Below are 20,690 nucleotides of genomic sequence, written 5' to 3' on the forward strand. Positions count from 1 at the left end.
TCACGCGCCCTCGGTCAGCTGGACCATGGCATCGCGCGCCCAGCGGGCGGTGACCACCTGGCCCTGCTGGTGCAGCGGCGCGGCGTCCTGCCACTGGCTGTTGGGCAGGCTGACGCAGAGGTTCTGGCCGTTATCCAGGCGGATTTCGTAGCGGGTGGCGGCGCCCTGGTACTGGATGTCGTGAAGCAGGCCGCTGATTTCCACATCGCTACCGTTGCGCTCGCCATGGGCGAAGTGGATGTGCTCGGGGCGGATGGAGAAGGGCTGGTCGACACCGGTGAGCTGACGTGCGACGTCGCCGCGCAGCACGTTGGAGGTGCCCACGAACTCGGCGACGAAGGGCGTGGCCGGTTTCATGTAGAGGTTGCGCGGGGTGTCCACCTGCTCGATGCGGCCCTTGTTGAACACGGCCACGCGATCGGACATGGACAGCGCTTCACCCTGGTCGTGGGTGACGAAGATGAAGGTGATGCCGAGCTGGCGCTGTAGCTTCTTCAGCTCGCTCTGCATCTGCTCGCGCAGCTTGAGGTCCAGGGCACCGAGGGGTTCGTCCAGCAGCAGTACGCGCGGGCGGTTGACCAGGGCGCGGGCCAGGGCCACGCGCTGGCGCTGGCCACCGGACAGCTGCGCCGGCTTGCGGTTGCCATAGCCGGCCAGGGCGACCATGCCGAGGGCTTCCTCGGCGCGGGCCAGGCGCTCGGACTTCGCCACACCCTTCACCTTGAGGCCGTAGGCGACGTTCTCGCGCACGTTCATGTGGGGGAACAGGGCGTAGTCCTGGAACACGGTGTTCACGTCGCGCTCGTAGGGCGGCAGGCCGGCGGCTTCTTCACCGTGGATGCGGATGGAACCCGAGGTGGGCTGCTCGAAACCGGCGATCAGGCGCAGGCAGGTGGTCTTGCCCGAGCCGGATGGGCCGAGCATGGAGAAGAACTCGCCGTCCTTGATATCGATGGATACCCGGTCGACGGCCTTGACCTCGCCGAACTGGCGGGAAACCTCAGTGAACTGGACAGCAAGTGTCATGGTGTGGTGCTCCGGTGACGCGAAAAAAGACATGACTTGGGCGGGGCCTCGCGGTGGAGACCCTGCGGGAATTTCAGGTGGCTCGGTATGACTCCCTCTCCCTCTGGGAGAGGGCTGGGCGGGCCGCGTGCGGATGAGGGTTATGTCAGCCGCTCGGTGTTTCCAGGCGAGTACGAACAAACTCCCTCTCCCTTCAGGGAGAGGGCTGGGGAGAGGGAAACACCGCGCGGTGCCGAGCTACCCTCTCCCCCGGCCCCTCTCCCGCAAGCGGGAGAGGGGAGCTATCAGCGACCGCCCATAATGGCGATGTAGTCCTGGGTCCAGCGGCTATACGGGACGAACTTGCCGCCCTCGGCCTGCGGGGTTTTCCAGAAGGCGATCTTGTCGAACTGATCGAAGCCGTTGGTGGTGCAGCCTTCGGCGCCGAGCAGGGCGCTGGCCTTGCAGCCTTCCGGGGCGGCGGGCAGGGAACCGAACCAGGCGGCGACGTCGCCCTGGACCTTGGGTTCCAGCGACCAGTTCATCCACTTGTAGGCGCAGCTCGGGTGCTTGGCGTCCACGTGCAGCATGGTGGTGTCGGCCCAGCCGGTGACCCCTTCCTTCGGCACGACGGTGGCCACAGGCTGACCTTCGGCTTTCAGGGTGTTGGCCATGTAGCCCCAGGTGCTGGAGGCAGCTACGCCCTCGTTCTTGAAGTCGCTCATCTGCACGGTCGCGTCGTGCCAGTAGCGGTGCACCAGACCATGTTGCTTGCGCAGCAGGTCGAGCACGGCGGTGTACTGCTCTTCGGTCAGCTGGTACGGGTCCTGGATGCCCAGTTCCGGCTTGGCGGACTTCAGGTAGAGGGCGGCGTCGGCGATGTAGATGGGGCCGTCGTAGGCCTGCACGCGACCTTTGTTGGCCTTGCCGTCGGCCAGCTGCTGCGGCTCGAACACCGCGCTCCAGCTGTCCGGCGCCTTGGTGAAGGCCTTGGTGTTGTACATCAGCAGGTTCGGGCCCCACTGGTAGGGGGTGCCGTAGGACTTGCCGTCGACGGTGAACCAAGGCGCGTCTTTCAGGCGCGGATCGAGGTTCTTCAGGTTGGGGATCAGCTCCGGATTGATCGGCTGCACGCGTTTGCCATAGATCAGGCGCAGGGAGGCGTCGCCGGACGCGGTGACCAGGTCATAGCCGCCCTTGGCCATCAGGCTGACCATCTCGTCGGAGGTGGCAGCGGTCTTCACGTTGACCTTGCAGCCGCTCTCCTGCTCGAACTGGGTCACCCAGTCGTAGTTCTTGTCCGACTCGCCGCGCTCGATATAGCCGGGCCAGGCAATGATGTCGAGCTGGCCTTCGCCGGCGCCGACTTGTTTCAGGGCTTCGGCGGCCTGCAGGCTGCCGCTGGCGAGGATGGCGGTGGCCACTGCGCTGAGCAGGGCGGTTTTGCGCACGGACATGATGTTCCCTCTTTTTCGTTATTGGTCGGGGCAGATGAAGCGGGTTGGTGCGTTCTTGTTCTCTTAAAAGTCAGTGCCGTGGCGGGCCATTATGTGGCGCACCACGCTGTAGTCCTGCAGCGAATCGCTGGACAGGTCCTTGCCATAGCCGGAGCGCTTGAGCCCGCCGTGGGGCATCTCGCTGGCCAGCATGAAATGGGTGTTGATCCAGGTGCAGCCGTATTGCAGCCGCGCGGCCACCTGCATGGCCTTGTCCAGGTTCTGCGTCCAGACGGAGGACGCCAGGCCGTACTCGGAGTCGTTGGCCCAATCCACGGCCTGGGCCAGGTCGTCGAAGCGGGTGACGGTGACCACCGGGCCGAAGACTTCGCGCTGGACGATCTCGTCCTGCTGCTTGCAGCCGGCCAGCAGAGTGGGCTGGTAGTAGAAGCCGGCGCCGGAGTGTACGGCGGCGCCAGTGACCCGCTCGATGTGCGGCTGGCCGAGGGCGCGCTCGACGAAGCTGGCCACGCGATCGCGCTGGCGCGAGCTGATCAGCGGGGGGATTTCGTTGTCCTGGTCACGCTTGCGGGCGAAGCGCAGGCTGGCCACGGCCTCGCCCAGTTCGCTCACCAGGCGGTCGTGGATGCCGGCCTGGGCGTAGATGCGGCAGGCGGCGGTGCAGTCCTGGCCGGCGTTGTAGTAGCCGTGGGTGCGTACGCCTTGGACCACGGCATCGATGTCGGCGTCATTGCAGACGATCACCGGCGCCTTGCCGCCCAGTTCCAGATGGGTGCGCTTCAGGGTGCGCGCGGCGGTCTGGAGAATCTTCTGGCCGGTGACGATGTCGCCGGTGAGCGACACCATGCGCACGCGCGGGTGGCCCACCAGTTGGCTGCCGACGCTGTCGCCGCCGCCACAGAGGATGTTGATCACCCCCGGCGGGAGGATTTCCGCCAGCGCTGGTGCGAGGGCCAGGATGGACAGCGGTGTGTGTTCGGATGGCTTGAAGATCAGCGTGTTGCCGGCAGCCAGCGCCGGGGCGATCTTCCAGGCCGCCATCATCAGCGGGTAGTTCCAGGGTGCGATGGAGGCGACGACGCCCACCGGATCGCGGCGCACCAGGCTGGTGTGTCCGGGTACGTATTCACCGGCGAGCTGGCCCTGCTGGCAGCGCACAGCGCCGGCGAAGAAGCGGAATACGTCGGCGGTGGCGGGGATGTCGTCCTGGCGCGCCAGGTGCAGCGGCTTGCCGCAGTTCAAGGCTTCCAGGCGGGAAAGCTGATCGGCGCGTTTCTCGATGGCGTCGGCAATGGCCAGCAGGGCGGTGGCGCGTTGCGCGGGCGTGGTACGCGACCAGTGGGTGAAGGCGCGATGGGCGGCGGTGACGGCTGCTTCCACCTGCTCGATGGAGGCTTCGGCGATGGTCACCAGGGTTTCGCCGCTGGCGGGGTTGATGATCGGCTCGGCCAACCCTTCGCCGATGACGAGCTGGCCGTCGATCAGCAGTTCGGTGTGCAGGGTCGGGGTGCTGGTGGCGCCGGTCATCTTGCTGGCTCTTTTCTTCTCGGACTTTTGTTCTGTGGTCATCCCGTGCTCCTTGGGAGCCCGGCATGCCTCTGCTTATGGGGAGGAGAGACTAGAGGCCGGGCTGGAGGTCGACAAATTCTAAATATTGAAAGCAGCGTTCGATTAAATCGAAAGCCTGCGGTTGTTCGGCTGTTCCCGCGCCACGGTGATGAAGGGGTCCACCAGGGCCGGGCGTGCGGTGCCCCGTCGCCAGGCGAGGCCCACGTCCAGTGGGGCGCCCAGGTCCACCAGCGGACGTGCTTCGATGATGTCGCCCTCCAGTGACCAGGGGCGGTAGGTCATGTCCGGCTGGATCGACAGGCCGAGGCCCGCCGCTACCAGGCTTCGCACCGCTTCCACCGAGGCGGTGCGCAGGGTGACCTGAGGCGTGAGCCCGGCGCGGGACCAGATGCGCTGGGTGTGCAGGCCCATCTCGTCGGCGTTGAGCTGGATCAGCGGCTCACCGGCCACATCCGCCAGGGCGATGCTGTCGCGTTCCAGTAGTGGGTGCTGGGCTGGCAGCCAGAGGCGGTGGGGCGAATGGGTCAGTACTTCGGTCTGCAGGGCGTGGCGGTCTTCCAGGTTGGAGAGGATCAGCACGCCCACGTCGATCTCGCCGCTGACCAGCAGGTGCTCGATGTATGGGCGCTCATCCTCCACCACGCGGGTCTTCACGTTGGGGTAGGCGCGCTGGAAACGAGTGATGAGGTCGGCCAGGTAGTAGCCGGCCACCAGGCTGGTCACGCCGATGGTGAGGCTGCCGGCGACCTGGTCGGTACTCTGCTGCAAGCTGCGCTTGGCGTTCTCCACTGTGGCGAGGATCAGGTGCGCCTGGCGCAGGAACTGGTGGCCCTGGTGGGTTAGCGACATGCCCTTGGCGTGACGGTTGAACAGGCTGACGCCGATCTCTTCTTCCAGTTGCTGGATGGCCAGCGTTAGCGTGGACTGGGAAATGAACACCGCCTGGGCCGCGGCGGAGATGGAGCCGGTTTCGGCGACGGCGATGAAATGGCGGATCTGGCGGAGGGTCATCATGGGCGTGGTTCGCGTCTGGATGGCGGCCGAAGAATAGGGTTTATCGAAATCTGAACGAGCGTTTCGCTTTTTTAGATGGTTCCGTAGATTTCCGCCACTCTGCGGACCCGCAGCAATATCTCGAAGCACTCTGCGAAGGGCCGCCAGGAATCCCTGCGGATAGAGTCGGTCGATCTGTGAGATCGGAATGACCAGGAGGCATCGATGATTACCCGCGGACTGCTCGACCAACTGCTGAAATCCGGCCAGGACCTGCTGCAACAGAAGGCGGCCGGCAAATCCGCCAGCAAAACCGGTAACGGAAGCGACCTCGGCAGCCTGCTCAAGGGCGCAGGCGGCGGTGCCCTGGCGGCGGGAGCCCTGGGCTTGTTGCTGGGCAACAAGAGCGCACGCAAGCTGGGCGGCAAGGCGCTGACCTACGGCGGCTTGGCGGCGCTCGGTGTGCTGGCCTACAAGGCTTACGGCAACTGGCAGGCCCAGCAGGCGACGGCTCCGCAGAACGAGCCCCGGACTCTCGACCGCCTGCCCGCGCCCCAGGCCGAGCAACACAGCCAGGCCATCCTCAAGGCGCTGGTGGCGGCGGCCAAGGCCGATGGCCATGTGGACGCCCGCGAACGCCAACTGATAGAGGAAGAGCTGGCCAAACTGACCCAGGACGTCGAGCTGCGCTACTGGCTGGACGCTGAACTGAACAAGCCGCTGGACCCCGCCGAGGTAGCCCGCGCTGCCACCACGCCGGAAATGGCCGCCGAGATGTACCTGGCCAGCGTGTTGATGGTGGACGAGGAACACTTCATGGAGCGTGCCTACCTCGAAGAGCTGGCCCGTCAGCTGCGCCTCGATCCGGGGCTCAAGGCCGAACTTGAGCGGCAGGTTCGGCAGGAACTGGCCTGAATGGCGCTGCCGTGTGGGAGCGATTTCAATCGCGAATGAAATCGCTCCCACAGCGAGCCGAGTGCCTACCTGGAGAACGGTAGGGTGCGCCGTGCGCACCGACGATCGAGCATGACGCTCCCAGCTCTGCATTGGGGACAAGCTTCCCAACCGAGCATTCCTTCCCCCTGCAAATCGGCAACTTTCTGCCAAACTCCCCAAATGCCGCGGACCGGCGGCATTCTGGCGACATAAATGTGCCTAATCCTTGCGCTTGCTAGCGCATGGCCTTGCCACTAGAGTCGCCGCCATTGGCCGCAGGCCAGCAAGAATCCGGGCACTGGTAACGGGGAAGAATGTGAAGAACTGGACTGTTCGCTTGCGTATCCAGGCAAGTTTCGCGGTGATCATCGCCATCATGTTGCTGATGGCCGGCATGTCCTACATGCAGCTGAGGAATATCGAGCATGAGGGGGATCGGGTCCTGACGGATTCCGTACCCGGCATGTACTACATCAGCAAGATTCGCAGCGGCTGGACCGACAACCTCCTGCGTACCCAGGCCCTGCTGCACCGCGACGGCGATTCGGGCAGCACCATCTATCACACCGGCCTCAAGGACCTGGACGAGAGCAACGTCCAGCTCGACGAGATGATCGAGGCCTACGACCGCACCATTACCGCCGATGCTGATCGCGAGCAGTTCAAGTCCTTCACCGACATCCGCAAGGTGTATGGAGGGCATCAGGCGCAGGCGCTGGCAGACCTGAAAGAAGGCAAGCTCGACGAGGCCCGTGCCACGTTCGAAGGCGTTCTGGTGGAGCGCTGGGGCGAAGGTCGCCAGAACCTCAACGAACTGATCGAGATCAACCGCGAAATGAGCGAGGCGTCGATCACCGAGATCATCACCTCGGTGCGCAATGCCGAACGCAGCATGCTTTTCGCCCTGGTGATGGCGGTTGCCGCCGCCGCCGTTTGTGGCCTGCTGCTGATGCGTGCCATCACCCGGCCGGTGGGCGGCATCGTCGATACCTTGCGGGTCATGGGCGGTGGCGATCTGTCCACCCGCCTGGACCTCAAGCGCCAGGACGAATTCAACGCCATCGAAACCGGTTTCAACAGCATGGCCGAGGAGCTCAAGACCTTAGTGTCCCAGGCGCAGCGCTCTGCCGTGCAGGTGACCACCTCGGTTACCGAGATCGCCGCGACGTCCAAGCAACAGCAGGCCACCGCCACCGAAACCGCCGCCACCACCACTGAGATCGGCGCCACTTCGCGGGAGATCGCCGCCACTTCCCGCGACCTGGTGCGCACCATGGCCGAGGTGTCCGGTACCGCCGAGCAGACTTCCATCCTCGCCGGCTCCGGCCAGCTTGGCCTGGCGCGCATGGAAGACACCATGCACCAGGTGATGGGCGCCGCCGAGCTGGTGAACGCCAAGCTGGCGATCCTCAATGAGAAGGCCGGCAACATCAATCAGGTGGTCACCACCATCGTCAAGGTGGCCGACCAGACCAACCTGCTGTCCCTGAACGCCGCCATCGAGGCGGAAAAGGCCGGCGAGTACGGCCGTGGCTTTGCCGTGGTGGCGACCGAAGTGCGCCGCCTGGCCGACCAGACCGCCGTGGCCACCTACGACATCGAGCAGATGGTGCGCGAGATCCAGTCGGCGGTGTCCGCCGGGGTCATGGGCATGGACAAGTTCTCCGAGGAAGTCCGTCGCGGCATCGCTGAAGTAGGGCAGGTGGGCGAGCAACTGTCGCAGATCATCCAGCAGGTGCAGGCGCTGGCGCCGCGCGTGCAGATGGTCAACGAGGGCATGCAGGCCCAGGCCACCGGCGCCGAGCAGATCAACCAGGCCCTGGTGCAACTGGGCGAGGCCACCGGGCAGACGGTGGAATCCCTGCGCCAGGCCAGCTCCGCCATCGACGAACTGAACCTGGTGGCCAACGGCCTGCGAACCGGCGTCAGCCGCTTCAAGGTCTGAGTCGGCGCCATGGGCCCGAGTCGAACCCGAGCGCCGGCCCGCACCGTCAGGGGCCGGCTCTACCTGCAATTCCGCATGGGCGGCGACCGCTATGCGCTGGACGTCCATGAAGTGGTGGAGGTCCTGCCGCTGCGCCAGTTGAAACAGGTGCCCGAGGCGCCCGAGTGGGTCGCCGGGGTGTTTTCCCACCGTGGCGCGCTGGTGCCGGTGCTGGACCTGGGAATACTCGCCTTCGGCCAGCCGGCCCAGGCTCGCACCAGTACCCGGCTGGTGCTGGTGGATTACCCGCTGGAGGGGCAGAGCCGCTGGCTCGGGCTTATCCTGGAGCAGGCAACCGATACCCTGCGCTGCCGTCCCGAAGAGTTCCGCGACTACGGCCTGGAACAGGGCGGCGCGCGCTACCTGGGGCCGGTCTACCAGGCGGCCGATGGCCTGGTGCAGCGCATTCGCGTTGGCGACCTGTTGCCGGACGAGGTGCGCGCTTTGCTGTTCCCGGCCACGGAGGGCGCGGCATGATCGAGCGCTTCGAAACCCTGCTGAAGAACCGCATCGGCCTGGAGGCGGAGTCCGTCGGCCGGGTGGTGATCGAGCGCGCCGTGCGCCAGCGCATGCATGCGTGCGACAGCCGTGACGAGGACGCCTACTGGACCACCCTGAATGCTTCGCCCGCCGAACAGCAGGCGCTGGTGGAAGCGGTGGTGGTGCCCGAAACCTGGTTCTTCCGCTATCCCGAATCCTTCGCCGCCCTCGGCCGCCTGGCCTTCGAGCGACTGCCGGCGTTGGCGGGTGGCCGCCCGTTGCGCATCCTCAGCCTGCCCTGTTCCACGGGGGAGGAGCCGTTTTCCATCGTCATGGCGCTGCTCGACGCCGGCCTGGCTCCGGGGCTGTTCCAGGTGGACGCGATGGATATCAGCGAGCGGGTGCTGGAGCGGGCGCGCCAGGGTGTGTATGGGCGCAACTCGTTCAGGGGCGAGGACCTGGGTTTTCGCGACCGCTACTTCCTTCCTTCGGGCGAGGGCCACGCGGTGGCCCAGCAGGTGGCGTCCAAGGTGCGTTTCCTGCGTGGCAACCTGCTGGAGCCCGGGCTGCTCGCCGGGGAGCCGCCCTACGATTTCGTGTTCTGCCGAAACCTGCTGATCTACTTCGACCGGCCGACCCAGAGCGCCGTGCTGGAGGTGCTGAAACGCCTGATGCAGCGCGACGGTGCGATGTTCATCGGTCCCGCCGAGGCCAGCCTGCTCAGCCAACAGGGCATGCAGCCGCTGGGTTATCCACAGGCCTTCGTGTTCCGCCATGCGCCGCCGCAGGTCGCCGCCAAACCGGCCAAGGTCCGCATCCCGGCACCCGCTCCCGTCGTCGCAGCGCCAGTGCCCAGCCGGGCGCCGGCCAGGCCGCGTGCGCCACTGCCGAAGCCCGAGCTGCCCAAGGCCGATGGCGCAGGGCCTGAAGCCGCCCTCGCGACGATTGCCAGCCTGGCCAACAGCGGCCGCTGCGAGGAAGCGCGCAGTGCCTGCGAAGCCTTCCTGGCCGCCCATGGCCCCTCGGCGGATGCCTTCTACTGGCTCGGGCTGCTCAGCGACGTGGCCGGCAAGGTGGATGAGGCGCAGGACTATTACCGCAAGGCGCTTTACCTCGCGCCGCAGCACGCCGAAGCATTGGCCCACCTGGCGGCGCTGCTCGCCGCTCGGGGCGACCGGGCCGGCGCACAGCGCTTGCAACAGCGTGCCAGCCGGGGAGTGAACAACCATGGCCGATAACCGCCTGCCCCTGATTGCCAGCGACCAGTTGCCGGCGGTGGACGACTGCTGGAATCGCATTGGCATCCATGGCGACAAATCCTGTGAGCGCCTGGCCGCTCATGTGCATTGCCGCAATTGCGAGGTGCATGCTGCAGCCGCCACCTTGTTGCTCGACCGCTATGCGCTGATCCGCGAAGACATCACCGGCGTCGTTGATGATGCCGAAGAGGATGGCCGTGAACGCCGTTCCACCCTGGTGTTCCGCCTGGGTGAACAATGGCTGGGCATCGCCACCCGCAGCCTGGTGGAGGTGGCGGCGCTCAACCCCATCCACTCCCTGCCGCACCAGCGCGCCCTGGCCTTGCTGGGGGTGACCAACGTACGCGGTGCCCTGGTGGCCTGTCTGTCCCTGGTGGAGCTGCTGGGGCTGGAGAAGGGCAACGAGGTGAATGGCGAGCGCCGCGTGGTGCCGCGAATGCTGATTTTCGCCAGCCAGGGCGGACCGCTGGTGGCGCCGGTGGATGAGGTGGACGGCATCCACGGCATTCCCCTGGATGCGGTGGTGGACCCCGGCCGCGCACCGGACCTGGCCGCCCGCCAGTTCGCCTCGGGCGTCGTGCAGTGGCGCGAACGCAGTATCACGCTGCTGGATGAGGGCCTGCTGCTGCAGGCCATGGCAAGGAGCCTGGCATGACCCCGGATCAGATGCGCGATGCGTCCCTGCTGGAGCTGTTCCGGCTGGAGGCGGAAGCCCAGACCCAGGTGCTCAACGCCGGGCTGCTGGTGCTCGAACGCAATCCAGCCCAGGCCGACCAGTTGGAAGCCTGCATGCGTGCGGCCCACTCCCTGAAGGGCGCGGCGAGGATCGTCGGGCTGGATGCCGGGGTACGGATCGCCCACGTGATGGAAGACCTGCTGGAGGCCGCCCGCCAGGGCCATGTGCGCCTGCAGCCAGACAATATCGACGCGCTGTTGCAGGGTTCCGACCTGCTGCTGCGCGTCGGCGCTGAGGCCGGTTGGTCGGAGAGTGCCGGGCGCGAGGCCATCGAAGCGCTGATTACCCGGTTGCAGGGGCGGTCCGTGGAGGAGTCGCCGCCGACCCAGCAACTCATCGAGCCGGTCATTCCGCCAGCACGGGTTCCCGAACCCTCGCCGCCGCCTCCTCCAGCGGAGCCTGTGCAGCGTGAGGCGGAGACACCCGCTCCCGCCGAAACGGCCAGCGAGGCCCGCGACCGCGTGCTGCGGGTCAGCGCCGAGCGCCTCGATCACCTGCTGGATATCTCCAGCAAATCACTGGTGGAGTTCCAGCGCATCAAGCCGCTGAACGACGCCCTGCATCGCCTCAAACGCCTTCAGGCCAGCGCCAGCCGGGCGCTGGACGTGGCCCGCGAATCGGTGCTGGACGGCTCCCTGGACCCGCAGGCCCAGGCCATGCTGGGCGAGGCGCGGCAACTGCTTGGCGAATGCCAGCAAATGCTCGCCGGCTACATGACCGATTTCGACGAGTTCGGTTGGCAGGGCGGCCAGCGCGCCCAGTTGCTCTACGACGCTGCCCTGGCTTCGCGCATGCGGCCCTTCGCCGATGTGCTGGCGGGGCAGGCGCGGATGGTCCGTGACCTTGGCCGCTCCCTGGGCAAACCGATGCGGCTGGACGTGAGTGGCGAAACCACCCAGGTCGATCGCGACGTACTGGAGCGCCTGGAAGCGCCCCTGACGCACCTGCTGCGCAATGCGGTCGACCACGGCATCGAGAGTCCGCAGGTACGCCTGCGCCTGGGCAAGCCGGAGGAGGGCGTGATTCGCCTGCATGCCCGTCACCACGCCGGGATGCTCCTGCTGGAGCTGGCAGACGATGGCGCCGGGGTCGACCTGGAGCGCCTGCGCGACGCGGTGGTCGCGCGTCAATTCGCCAACCTCGAAACCGCGATGCGAATGACCGAGGAGGAGCTGCTGGCTTTCCTCTTCCTGCCGGGCTTCAGCATGCGCGACCAGGTCACCGAAGTGTCCGGGCGCGGCGTCGGCCTGGACGCGGTGCAGCACATGGTGCGCCAGTTGCGTGGCAGCGTGCGCATGGAGCAGCGCAGCGGACAGGGCGCCACCTTCCATATCGAAGTGCCGCTGACCCTGTCGGTGGTGCGCAGCCTGGTGGTGGAGGTGGGTGGCGAGGCCTACGCCTTCCCGCTGGCCCATATCGAACGCATGACCCGGCTGCAGCATGAGGACATCGTCCAGCTCGAAGGCCGCCAGCATTTCTGGCACGAGGGCCGGCACGTGGGGCTGGTTTCGGCCAGCCAGATCCTCCAGTGCAGCGAAGGCAAGCGCGACGAGCACGGCATCCCGGTGGTGCTGATCCGTGAGCGCGACACCTGCTATGGCGTGGCCGTGGAACGCTTCCTCGGCGAGCGCACGCTGGTGGTGATGCCGCTGGACCCGCGACTGGGCAAGGTCCAGGACCTGTCCGCCGGGGCGTTGCTGGATGATGGCCGGCCGGTGCTGATCCTCGACGTCGAGGACCTGCTGAAGTCCGTCGGCAAGCTGCTCGGCAGCGGCCGCCTGGAGCGGGTCGACCGCAGCGGGCGCCAGGGCGCGGGGGCCCAGCGCAAGCGGGTGCTGGTGGTGGACGACTCCCTCACCGTGCGCGAGCTGGAACGCAAGCTGCTGGCGGGGCGCGGCTACGACGTGGCCGTGGCGGTGGATGGCATGGACGGCTGGAACGCCCTGCGTTCCGAGCATTTCGACCTGCTCATCACCGATATCGACATGCCGCGCATGGATGGCATCGAGCTGGTCACCCTGGTGCGTCGCGACAATCGCCTGCAGTCCCTGCCGGTGATGGTGGTGTCCTACAAGGATCGTGAAGAGGACCGTCGTCGCGGCCTGGATGCCGGCGCCGACTATTATCTGGCCAAGGCCAGCTTCCACGACGAAGCGTTGCTGGATGCGGTGGTCATGCTGATCGGGGAGGCGCAAGGGTGAGGATAGGGATAGTCAACGACATGCCCCTGGCGGTGGAAGCGCTGCGCCGGGCCCTTGCCCTGGAGCCGGCGCACCAGATCGCCTGGGTCGCAGTCAACGGCGCCGAAGCGGTGGAATGCTGCAGCCGGGACGTGCCGGACGTCGTGCTGATGGACCTGCTGATGCCGGTGATGGATGGGGTCGAGGCGACCCGCCAGATCATGGCCCGCAGCCCCTGCGCCATCCTCATCGTCACCGTGGATATCGAACAGAATGTGCACCGGGTGTTCGAAGCCATGGGCTACGGAGCCCTGGATGCAGTGAACACCCCGGGACTTGGTAGCGGCCAGGCCCAGGAAGCCGCGCAGTTGCTGCGCAAGATCCAGAACATCAGCTGGCTGATGGGGCAGCGCGATATCCGTGGCCGTGGCGCCGCCGAGCCCATAGCCCAGTACCGTGGCGGTCAACGCCTGGTCGCGATCGGCGCCTCCGCCGGCGGCCCGGCGTCCCTGGCGCAACTGCTCAAGCAGTTGCCGGCGGAATTCTCGGCCTCCGTGGTGCTGGTCCAGCACGTGGACGAGGTCTTCGCCGCCGGCATGGCCGACTGGCTGGCCAGTGAATCCAGGCTCCCCGTCCGCCTCGCGCGGGAGGGTGAGCCGCCGCAGCCGGGCACCGTTCTCCTGGCCGGCACCAACAATCACCTGCGGCTGCTGAAGAATGGCACCTTGGCCTATACCGCCGAGCCCACCAGCCATGTATACCGTCCATCCATCGACGTCTTCTTCGACAGCCTGGTGGAGCACTGGAAGGGCGAGGCCATTGGCGTACTGCTCACCGGCATGGGCCGTGATGGCGCGGAAGGTCTCAAGCGCATGCGCGACAAGGGGTTCCTGACCATCGCCCAGGACCAGGCCAGTTGCGCCGTCTATGGCATGCCCAAGGCTGCCGCGGCCATCGGCGCGGCGGTGGAAATACTCGCCCTGGAGCGCATCGCGCCCCGGCTGGTCGAGGCGATCGGTTGAATTCGAAGCATCAAGCTAGGCCTGACGGGCCCGGAGAGTCATATGCAATACCCACATCGCAGTCAGATGGATGAGGCCTCCCCAGGCGGTAGCGGGGTGATGGTCCTCCTGGTGGACGACCAGGCGATGATCGGCGAGGCCGTGCGCCGCGCGCTGGTCGGCGAGCCGGGCATCGACTTCCATTTCTGCGCCGATCCCCTGCAGGCCATCGCCACGGCCCAGCAGATCAAGCCGACGGTGATCCTGCTCGACCTGGTGATGCCCGGCGTCGATGGCCTCAGCCTGCTGGCCGAATTCCGTGGCGTGCCGGCCCTGCGCGATGTGCCGATCATCGTCCTGTCGACCAAGGAAGAGCCCACCGTGAAGAGCGCGGCCTTTGCCGCCGGGGCCAACGATTACCTGGTCAAGCTGCCCGACGCCATCGAGCTGGTGGCGCGTATCCGCTACCACTCCCGCTCCTTCGTCACCCTGCTGCAGCGCGACGAGGCCTACCGCGCCCTGCGGGAAAGCCAGCAGCAGTTGCTGGAAACCAACCTGGTGCTGCAGCGGCTGATGAACTCCGACGGCCTCACGGGCCTGTCCAACCGCCGCCACTTCGACGAGTACCTGGACATGGAGTGGCGCCGCGCGCTGCGTGAGCAGAGCGAGCTGTCGCTGATGATGATCGACGTCGACCACTTCAAGGCCTTCAACGACAACTTCGGCCATGTGGCCGGCGACGATGCCCTGCGCCGGGTCGCCGAAGCGATCCGCGCATGCTGCAGCCGCGCCACGGACATGGCCGCGCGCTACGGCGGCGAAGAGTTCTCCATGGTCCTGCCGGGCACCGCCGCCGGCGGCGCGCGCCTGCTGGCGGAGAAGGTGCGGCGCACGGTGGAGGCCCTGGGCATCCACCACGACATGCCGGCACCGGGTTCGGTGCTGAGCGTCAGCATTGGCGTCGCCACGCTGACGCCGAAGACCGGCCAGGCTTCCCTGGTGCTGGTGGACATGGCCGACCAGGGGCTGTACCAGGCCAAGAACAACGGCCGCAACCAGGTGGGCATGGTGGTAGCCGACGCCAGGCCCTGACGGGGGAGGCGACGCCGGGCGGGCCCGTGCGTCGCCGGATCGGCGCAATTCGCGGCCGGCATGCTGCCGGCATTCCGTGACTCGGGTATACTCGCCGGCTTTTCCGAAAGTTTTGCCAGCGAGAGCTTCCAGCCATGGAAATCAACCCGATCCTGAACAGCATCAAGGACCTCTCCGATCGCACCCTCTCTATTCGGGGGTATCTTTGACTACGATCAGAAGCATGATCGTCTCGTCGAAGTAAACCGCGAACTCGAAGACCCCAGCGTCTGGAACAATCCCGAATACGCCCAGAATCTCGGCCGTGAACGCGCCCAACTGGCGCAGATCGTCGAGACCCTCGATGACCTCACCGGCGGCCTGTCCGATTCCCGCGACCTGCTGGACATGGCGGTCGAAGAGGACGACGAAAGCGCGGTCAACGACGTCGCCACCGAAGTCGAGCGCCTGCGCGAGATCCTCGAGAAGCTGGAATTCCGCCGCATGTTCAGCGGCGAGATGGACATGAACAACGCCTACCTGGACATCCAGGCCGGCTCCGGCGGCACCGAAGCCCAGGACTGGGCCAACATGCTGCTGCGCATGTACCTGCGCTGGGCCGACAAGCGCGGCTTCGACGCCACCATCATCGAACTGTCCGCAGGCGAAGTCGCCGGCATCAAGGGCGCCACCGTGCATATCAAGGGCGAGTACGCCTTCGGTTGGCTGCGCACCGAGATCGGCGTGCACCGCCTGGTGCGCAAGAGCCCGTTCGACTCCGGCAACCGTCGCCACACCTCGTTCACCGCGGTGTTCGTCTCGCCGGAAATCGATGACAACATCGAGATCGAAATCAACCCGGCCGACCTGCGCATCGACACCTACCGCTCCTCCGGCGCGGGCGGTCAGCACGTGAACACCACCGACTCCGCGGTGCGTATCACCCACGTGCCGACCAACACCGTGGTGGCGTGCCAGAACGAACGCTCCCAGCACGCCAACAAGGACACCGCCATGAAAATGCTGCGGGCCAAGTTGTACGAGCAGGAGATGCAGAAACGCACCGCCGCCTCCCAGGCCCTGGAAGACTCCAAATCCGATATCGGCTGGGGCCACCAGATTCGCTCCTACGTACTCGACCAGTCGCGGATCAAGGACCTGCGCACCGGCGTAGAGCGCAGCGACTGCGACAAGGTGCTGGACGGCGATCTGGACGAATACCTCGAGGCCAGCCTCAAACAAGGGCTCTGACGCGGAGCCGATTTTGTAGGAGCGAGGGGGACGCCCAGTTCTTGCTCGCGTCGAAGAGCTTCGCGAGCAAGCTCGCTCCTACGGTTACCTTCTTTTGAAATTGACGCCAGGCAGATAGACGACCATGAGCGACCAACAACTCGACCAGCACGAACTGCAACAGGAAGAAAACAAGCTGATCGCCCAGCGCAAGGAAAAACTTGCCGCCGTGCGCGAAGCCAAGGCCATCGCCTTCCCCAATGACTTCCGCCGCGCCGACTATTTCGCGGACCTGCAGAAACAGTATGCCGACAAGACCAAGGAAGAGCTGGAAGCCGCAGCCATCCCGGTCAAGGTCGCCGGTCGCATCATGCTCAACCGCGGCTCCTTCATCGTCCTGCAGGACAGCAGCGGCCGCCTGCAGGCATACGTGAACCGCAAGACCCTGCCGGAAGAGACCCTGGCCGAGATCAAGACCTGGGACCTGGGCGACATCATCGGCGCCGAAGGCACCCTGGCCCGTTCCGGCAAGGGCGACCTGTACGTCGAAATGACCAGCGTGCGCCTGCTGACCAAGTCCCTGCGCCCGCTGCCGGACAAGCACCACGGCCTGACCGACACCGAGCAGCGCTACCGCCAGCGCTACGTCGACCTGATCGTCAATGAGGAAACCCGCCACACCTTCCGCGTGCGTTCCCAGGTCATCGCCCACATCCGCCGCTTCCTGTCCGACCGGGGTTTCCTCGAAGTGGAAACCCCGATGCTGCAGACCATCCCCGGCGGCGCCGCGGCCAAGCCGTTCGCCACCCACCACAACGCCCTGGACATGGCCATGTTCCTGCGTATCGCGCCGGAGCTGTATCTCAAGCGCCTGGTGGTCGGTGGCTTCGAGAAGGTCTTCGAGATCAACCGCAACTTCCGTAACGAAGGCGTCTCGACCCGGCACAACCCCGAGTTCACCATGCTCGAGTTCTACCAGGCCTACGCCGACTACGAAGACAACATGGACCTGACCGAGGAGCTGTTCCGCGAGCTGGCCCAGGCCGTGCTCGGCAGCACCGACGTGCCTTACGGCGACAAGGTCTTCCACTTCGGCGAGCCGTTCGCCCGCCTGTCCGTGTTCGACGCCATCCTCAAGTACAACCCGGAGATCAGCGCCGCTGACCTCAAGGATGTCGACAAGGCCCGCGAGATCGCCAAGAAAGCCGGTGCCAAGGTCCTCGGCCACGAAGGCCTGGGCAAGCTGCAGGTGATGATTTTCGAGGAACTGGTGGAGCACAAGCTGGAGCAGCCGCACTTCATCACCCAATACCCCTTCGAAGTCTCCCCGCTGGCGCGCCGCAACGACCAGGACCCGAGCGTCACCGACCGCTTCGAGCTGTTCATCGGTGGCCGCGAGATCGCCAACGCCTACTCCGAGCTGAACGACGCCGAGGACCAGGCCGAACGCTTCATGCTGCAGGTCAAGGAGAAGGATGCCGGTGACGACGAGGCGATGCACTACGACGCCGACTTCGTCAACGCGCTCGAATACGGCATGCCGCCCACCGCTGGTGAAGGCATCGGTATCGATCGTCTTGTGATGTTGCTGACCAATTCGCCGTCTATTCGTGACGTCATCCTGTTCCCGCACATGCGCCCGCAGGCTTGACCCTGGAGTAACAAGAAAAACCGCCTTCGGGCGGTTTTTTCTTGGCTGGCGTCCGGCACGCGAACCTTTTGCCCCCGGTGCTGCTCCTACAAGGCGCTCGTCAGGGTCGACAGAGCCACAATCTCGCCAGATCCCGCATTGATTAGCCGGATAAATGGTCAACACTTCACTTTGAGTGAGTTCGGAGGGTTTCCTGTCTTGAACCAGTCGTCGCGCAGTGACAGTGCCGCCCGCGTAGCCAGCGCGGTCGCCGAAAGCGTGAAATACCAGGGTCGAAAGGCCAGTCGCCAGGGCAGCGAGCAGCGGCGCCAGGCGATTCTCGATGCCGCCATGCGCATCATCGTCCGCGACGGCGTGAGGGCGGTGCGCCATCGGGCCGTTGCCGCAGAGGCTCAGGTGCCGCTCTCGGCCACCACCTATTACTTCAAGGACATCAATGACCTGATCACCGACACCTTCGCCCAGTTCGTGGAGCGCAGTTCGGCGGTGATGGCGGCTTTCTGGGCCAACGTGGAGGATGACCTTCAGGCCATGGCCGCGGCGCTCACTCGCGACGGCGACTCGCGTCGTGCGATGACCGACCAGATCGTCGAACTGGCCATCCAGTACGTGCGCAGCCAACTCGAAGAGAACCGCGACCAGCTCCTGGCCGAGCATGCCTTCCGCCAGGAAGCGTTGCTCAATGCGGGGCTTCGTAATCTGGCTGACGCACATCGCAAGATACTCTCGCAGGGCGCGGAGCATTTCTTCCAGGTATTGGGCTCGGCCGAACCCACCGAAGACGCCAAGGTGTTGACGGCTGTCATTCTGCGGATGGAATATCAGGGCCTTCTCGATGGGGTGGAAAACCTCGACATCGACGAGATGCGAGCCGTCCTGAAACGCTACCTGTATCTGGTGATGGGACTCTAGGCGCGTAGATCAAACCCCGCGGTAGCGGGGTTTTTCGTTATCACAAGGAGAGCGAGATGAACGTCTGGCGTGCCGTGGTTGCCCTGTCATTTCTGCTGTTGGGCGGCTGCCTGGTCACCTTCAAGGATCCCATCCCGGCCAACGAGCCGGCCCCCATTCCCCTTCTCGGGGATTGGACCCGCAAGGATGAGTGGGGCGAGCGTCAGTACCTGGAGATCAGCCGCGCTGGCTCCAACCTGTACAAGGCACGCAGCTTCGACGGCAGCAAGGACAACCTGGAAGGCATGGAGGAGTTCGGCTTCACCGTTGCCCACCATGGCCGCCGCTGGTACCTCTCCGCTGGCGTACCGAAGAAGTTCGGCGCCAATTTCGCCATCGCCGGTTTCGAACTGACCACCGACAACGAGCTGGTGGTCTACAACCTGGATGTCGAGCGCATCGAGCAGGAAATGCAGGAAGGCAAGTTCCAGGGCCAGCCCGTGGAAATGCCGGATGGCGACGGCGTGCTCATCACCAGCCCGCTGGACGTCGTCTTCGGCTGGCTGGATGACCCGGCCAACTCCGACGTCTTCGTTGAAGTGGCGCGCTACCAGCGCGCTGCCGAGGAGTAAGCCGCCGATGTCCCGTCGCAAGCTGCCCGACGACTACCAGAAAACCATTCGCGCGCTGTCCGACCGCATCGTCCAGGCACAGACGCCGATCCGCGTGCTGGATGCCGTGAAATGGGACGACGGCGTCCGTCAGGGCTTCCTCAAGCACAAGGGCAAGTCCATGCCCGCGGTGGACCGCGCCTACTACGAGAGCCGTCCGCTGGCCTTCGACTCGACGGAAAAGAAGCTGGAATTCCAGAACATCGAGCGCGACATCACCCGCCACCTGGGCCAGTTCAACCCGGTGGGCCAGATCATGCGACGCATGTGCAAGGAATACCGCATGGTGATCCGCATGCTCGAAGCGCGTGGCACTGCGGATTTCGGCCTGATTTCCCAGGAACTCTACGGCGCCGCCTCCGATGCCTTCCACGCCGGCGACCCGACCCTGGCCGACCTCGGCCTGATGCTCTCGGACTACCTGAACAACATCGCTGATCGCGGCGACCTCAAGGACGAGGCCAAGACCCTCACCGCCAAGGACGCTGTGGACCTGTTGCAGAGCCGGCTGGGGCCGGTATTCGGCGATGACACCATCCGCGTGTTCGAGTCCGACGGCATCGTCGCCGACGCCGCGGCGGGTGCCGACTACATCAAGATCCGCGCCGACGCGATGTTCAACGAGCGTGATGTGCGCGCCCTGGAAGTCCACGAGGGGCTGGTGCACGTGGGCACCACCCTGAACGGCCAGAACCAGCCGATTTGCACCTTCCTCTCCAAGGGCCCGCCGTCCTCCACCGTGACCCAGGAAGGTCTGGCGATCCTGATGGAAGTGATCGCCTTCGCCTCCTATCCAACGCGCCTGCGCCGGCTGACCAACCGCACCCGCGCCATCCACATGGCGGAGGAGGGCGCCGATTTCCTCGACGTCTACCACTTCTATCGCGAGCAGGGTTACAGCACGGAAGAAAGCTACGGCAGCGCCAGCCGCGCATTCCGTGGTTCATTGCCGGGCGGCTTGCCCTTCACCAAGGACCTGTCCTACCTGAAGGGCTTCATCCTGATCTACAACTACATCCAGCTCGCGGTGCGCAAAGGCAAGTTGGAACAGATCCCGCTGCTGTTCTGCGGCAAGACCACCCTGGAAGACACCCGCACCCTGCGCCAACTGGTGGACGAAGGGCTGGTGGTGCCGCCGAAGTACCTGCCGCCACAGTTCCGCGACCTCAACGCACTGTCGGCCTGGATGTGCTTCTCCAACTTCCTCAACCACTTGAGCCTGGAGCGCATCGAGGCGGATTACGCGAATATCCTCTGATGGTTGCCTGGGACGATTCGAATGGCCGGAATTGAAGAGTGAAGCTGATCCGGTAGGGTGCGCCGTGCGCACCAGCGGTTTGACGGGGTACCGAGGCAGATACGGGGGGCGGTGCGCACAGTGTTCAGCCGGGGGACATAGGTAACGGGTGTCGGGAGACATAGGTAACGCATTTACGCTTACGGGATCCGTCGAATGAGGAGTTCGAGCGATGCCGTGGCAGGAGTGCACCACCATGTCGATTCGGCGTGAATTTGTGTGGTTGGCCGAACAGCCGCAGAGCAATGTCCGCGAGCTGTGCCGACGCTATGGCATCAG

17 protein-coding genes are annotated in these 20,690 nt (G+C 65.5%); 13 read left to right on the plus strand and 4 right to left on the minus strand.

Going from position 1 to position 20,690, the window contains the following annotated elements; genetic code table 11:
• From E8E91_RS07590 to E8E91_RS07605, 4 genes are all read right to left on the minus strand, one after another.
• Window positions 1-1,026 (minus strand): ABC transporter ATP-binding protein, encoded by a 1,026-nt coding sequence (locus E8E91_RS07590; RefSeq protein ID WP_280375247.1) that lies wholly within the window; start codon window positions 1,024-1,026, stop codon window positions 1-3.
• Window positions 1,027-1,310: 284 nt separating this feature from the next.
• Window positions 1,311-2,462, minus strand: a complete 1,152-nt coding sequence (gene ydcS / locus E8E91_RS07595; protein ID WP_280375248.1) for a putative ABC transporter substrate-binding protein YdcS — start codon at window positions 2,460-2,462, stop codon at window positions 1,311-1,313.
• Between the two features lie 63 nt (window positions 2,463-2,525).
• Window positions 2,526-4,031, minus strand: a complete 1,506-nt coding sequence (locus tag E8E91_RS07600; protein WP_280375249.1) for a gamma-aminobutyraldehyde dehydrogenase — start codon at window positions 4,029-4,031, stop codon at window positions 2,526-2,528.
• A 102-nt stretch (window positions 4,032-4,133) separates the two neighbouring features.
• Window positions 4,134-5,045, minus strand: a complete 912-nt coding sequence (locus E8E91_RS07605; RefSeq protein WP_280368049.1) for a LysR family transcriptional regulator — start codon at window positions 5,043-5,045, stop codon at window positions 4,134-4,136.
• Window positions 5,046-5,249: 204 nt separating this feature from the next.
• On the opposite strand from E8E91_RS07605, the gene E8E91_RS07610 reads away from it, so the two are divergent.
• The 13 genes from E8E91_RS07610 (at window position 5,250) to E8E91_RS07670 (ending at window position 20,372) form a co-directional block, all read left to right on the plus strand.
• A complete protein-coding gene (locus tag E8E91_RS07610; RefSeq protein WP_280375250.1) occupies window positions 5,250-5,939 on the plus strand; it encodes a tellurite resistance TerB family protein in 690 nt (229 codons plus the stop codon).
• 337 nt (window positions 5,940-6,276) lie between these two features.
• Entirely contained in the window at window positions 6,277-7,905 is a 1,629-nt protein-coding gene (locus tag E8E91_RS07615) for a methyl-accepting chemotaxis protein (RefSeq protein WP_280375251.1), read from the plus strand.
• Window positions 7,906-7,914: 9 nt separating this feature from the next.
• On the plus strand, window positions 7,915-8,421 hold the full coding sequence (locus E8E91_RS07620) for a chemotaxis protein CheW (RefSeq protein WP_280375252.1): 507 nt from the start codon (window positions 7,915-7,917) through the stop codon (window positions 8,419-8,421).
• Window positions 8,418-9,662, plus strand: coding sequence for a CheR family methyltransferase (locus E8E91_RS07625; RefSeq protein ID WP_280375253.1), 1,245 nt, complete (start codon window positions 8,418-8,420; stop codon window positions 9,660-9,662). Before E8E91_RS07620 ends, E8E91_RS07625 begins: the two co-directional genes overlap by 4 nt.
• Complete coding sequence (locus E8E91_RS07630) at window positions 9,652-10,338, plus strand: chemotaxis protein CheW (protein WP_280375254.1); 687 nt, start codon at window positions 9,652-9,654, stop codon at window positions 10,336-10,338. The genes E8E91_RS07625 and E8E91_RS07630 overlap by 11 nt, the downstream gene beginning before the upstream one ends.
• Window positions 10,335-12,620 (plus strand): hybrid sensor histidine kinase/response regulator, encoded by a 2,286-nt coding sequence (locus E8E91_RS07635; RefSeq protein ID WP_280375255.1) that lies wholly within the window; start codon window positions 10,335-10,337, stop codon window positions 12,618-12,620. The genes E8E91_RS07630 and E8E91_RS07635 overlap by 4 nt, the downstream gene beginning before the upstream one ends.
• Entirely contained in the window at window positions 12,617-13,621 is a 1,005-nt protein-coding gene (locus tag E8E91_RS07640) for a chemotaxis response regulator protein-glutamate methylesterase (protein WP_280375256.1), read from the plus strand. The genes E8E91_RS07635 and E8E91_RS07640 overlap by 4 nt, the downstream gene beginning before the upstream one ends.
• Window positions 13,622-13,663: 42 nt before the next feature.
• Window positions 13,664-14,692 carry a diguanylate cyclase gene (locus tag E8E91_RS07645; protein WP_280375257.1) on the plus strand — a complete coding sequence of 343 codons (1,029 nt, stop codon included), beginning with the start codon at window positions 13,664-13,666 and terminating at the stop codon, window positions 14,690-14,692.
• 134 nt (window positions 14,693-14,826) lie between these two features.
• Window positions 14,827-15,922, plus strand: a protein-coding gene (gene prfB / locus E8E91_RS07650) for a peptide chain release factor 2 (protein ID WP_280375258.1) whose coding sequence is annotated in 2 segments (ribosomal slippage) — window positions 14,827-14,898 and window positions 14,900-15,922 — 1,095 coding nt in all. Because the reading frame shifts where the segments join, the coding sequence is not laid out codon by codon here.
• 124 nt (window positions 15,923-16,046) lie between these two features.
• Window positions 16,047-17,552, plus strand: a complete 1,506-nt coding sequence (gene lysS / locus E8E91_RS07655) for a lysine--tRNA ligase (RefSeq protein WP_280375259.1) — start codon at window positions 16,047-16,049, stop codon at window positions 17,550-17,552.
• 198 nt (window positions 17,553-17,750) lie between these two features.
• Entirely contained in the window at window positions 17,751-18,464 is a 714-nt protein-coding gene (locus E8E91_RS07660) for a TetR family transcriptional regulator (RefSeq protein ID WP_280368071.1), read from the plus strand.
• A gap of 56 nt (window positions 18,465-18,520) precedes the next feature.
• Window positions 18,521-19,075, plus strand: a complete 555-nt coding sequence (locus E8E91_RS07665; protein WP_280368072.1) for a hypothetical protein — start codon at window positions 18,521-18,523, stop codon at window positions 19,073-19,075.
• A 7-nt stretch (window positions 19,076-19,082) separates the two neighbouring features.
• Window positions 19,083-20,372, plus strand: a complete 1,290-nt coding sequence (locus E8E91_RS07670) for a flavohemoglobin expression-modulating QEGLA motif protein (protein WP_190831000.1) — start codon at window positions 19,083-19,085, stop codon at window positions 20,370-20,372.
• Window positions 20,373-20,690 lie beyond the last annotated feature (318 nt).

This window comes from Pseudomonas sp. BN515 (genome assembly GCF_029873155.1).
GTDB lineage: Bacteria > Pseudomonadota > Gammaproteobacteria > Pseudomonadales > Pseudomonadaceae > Metapseudomonas.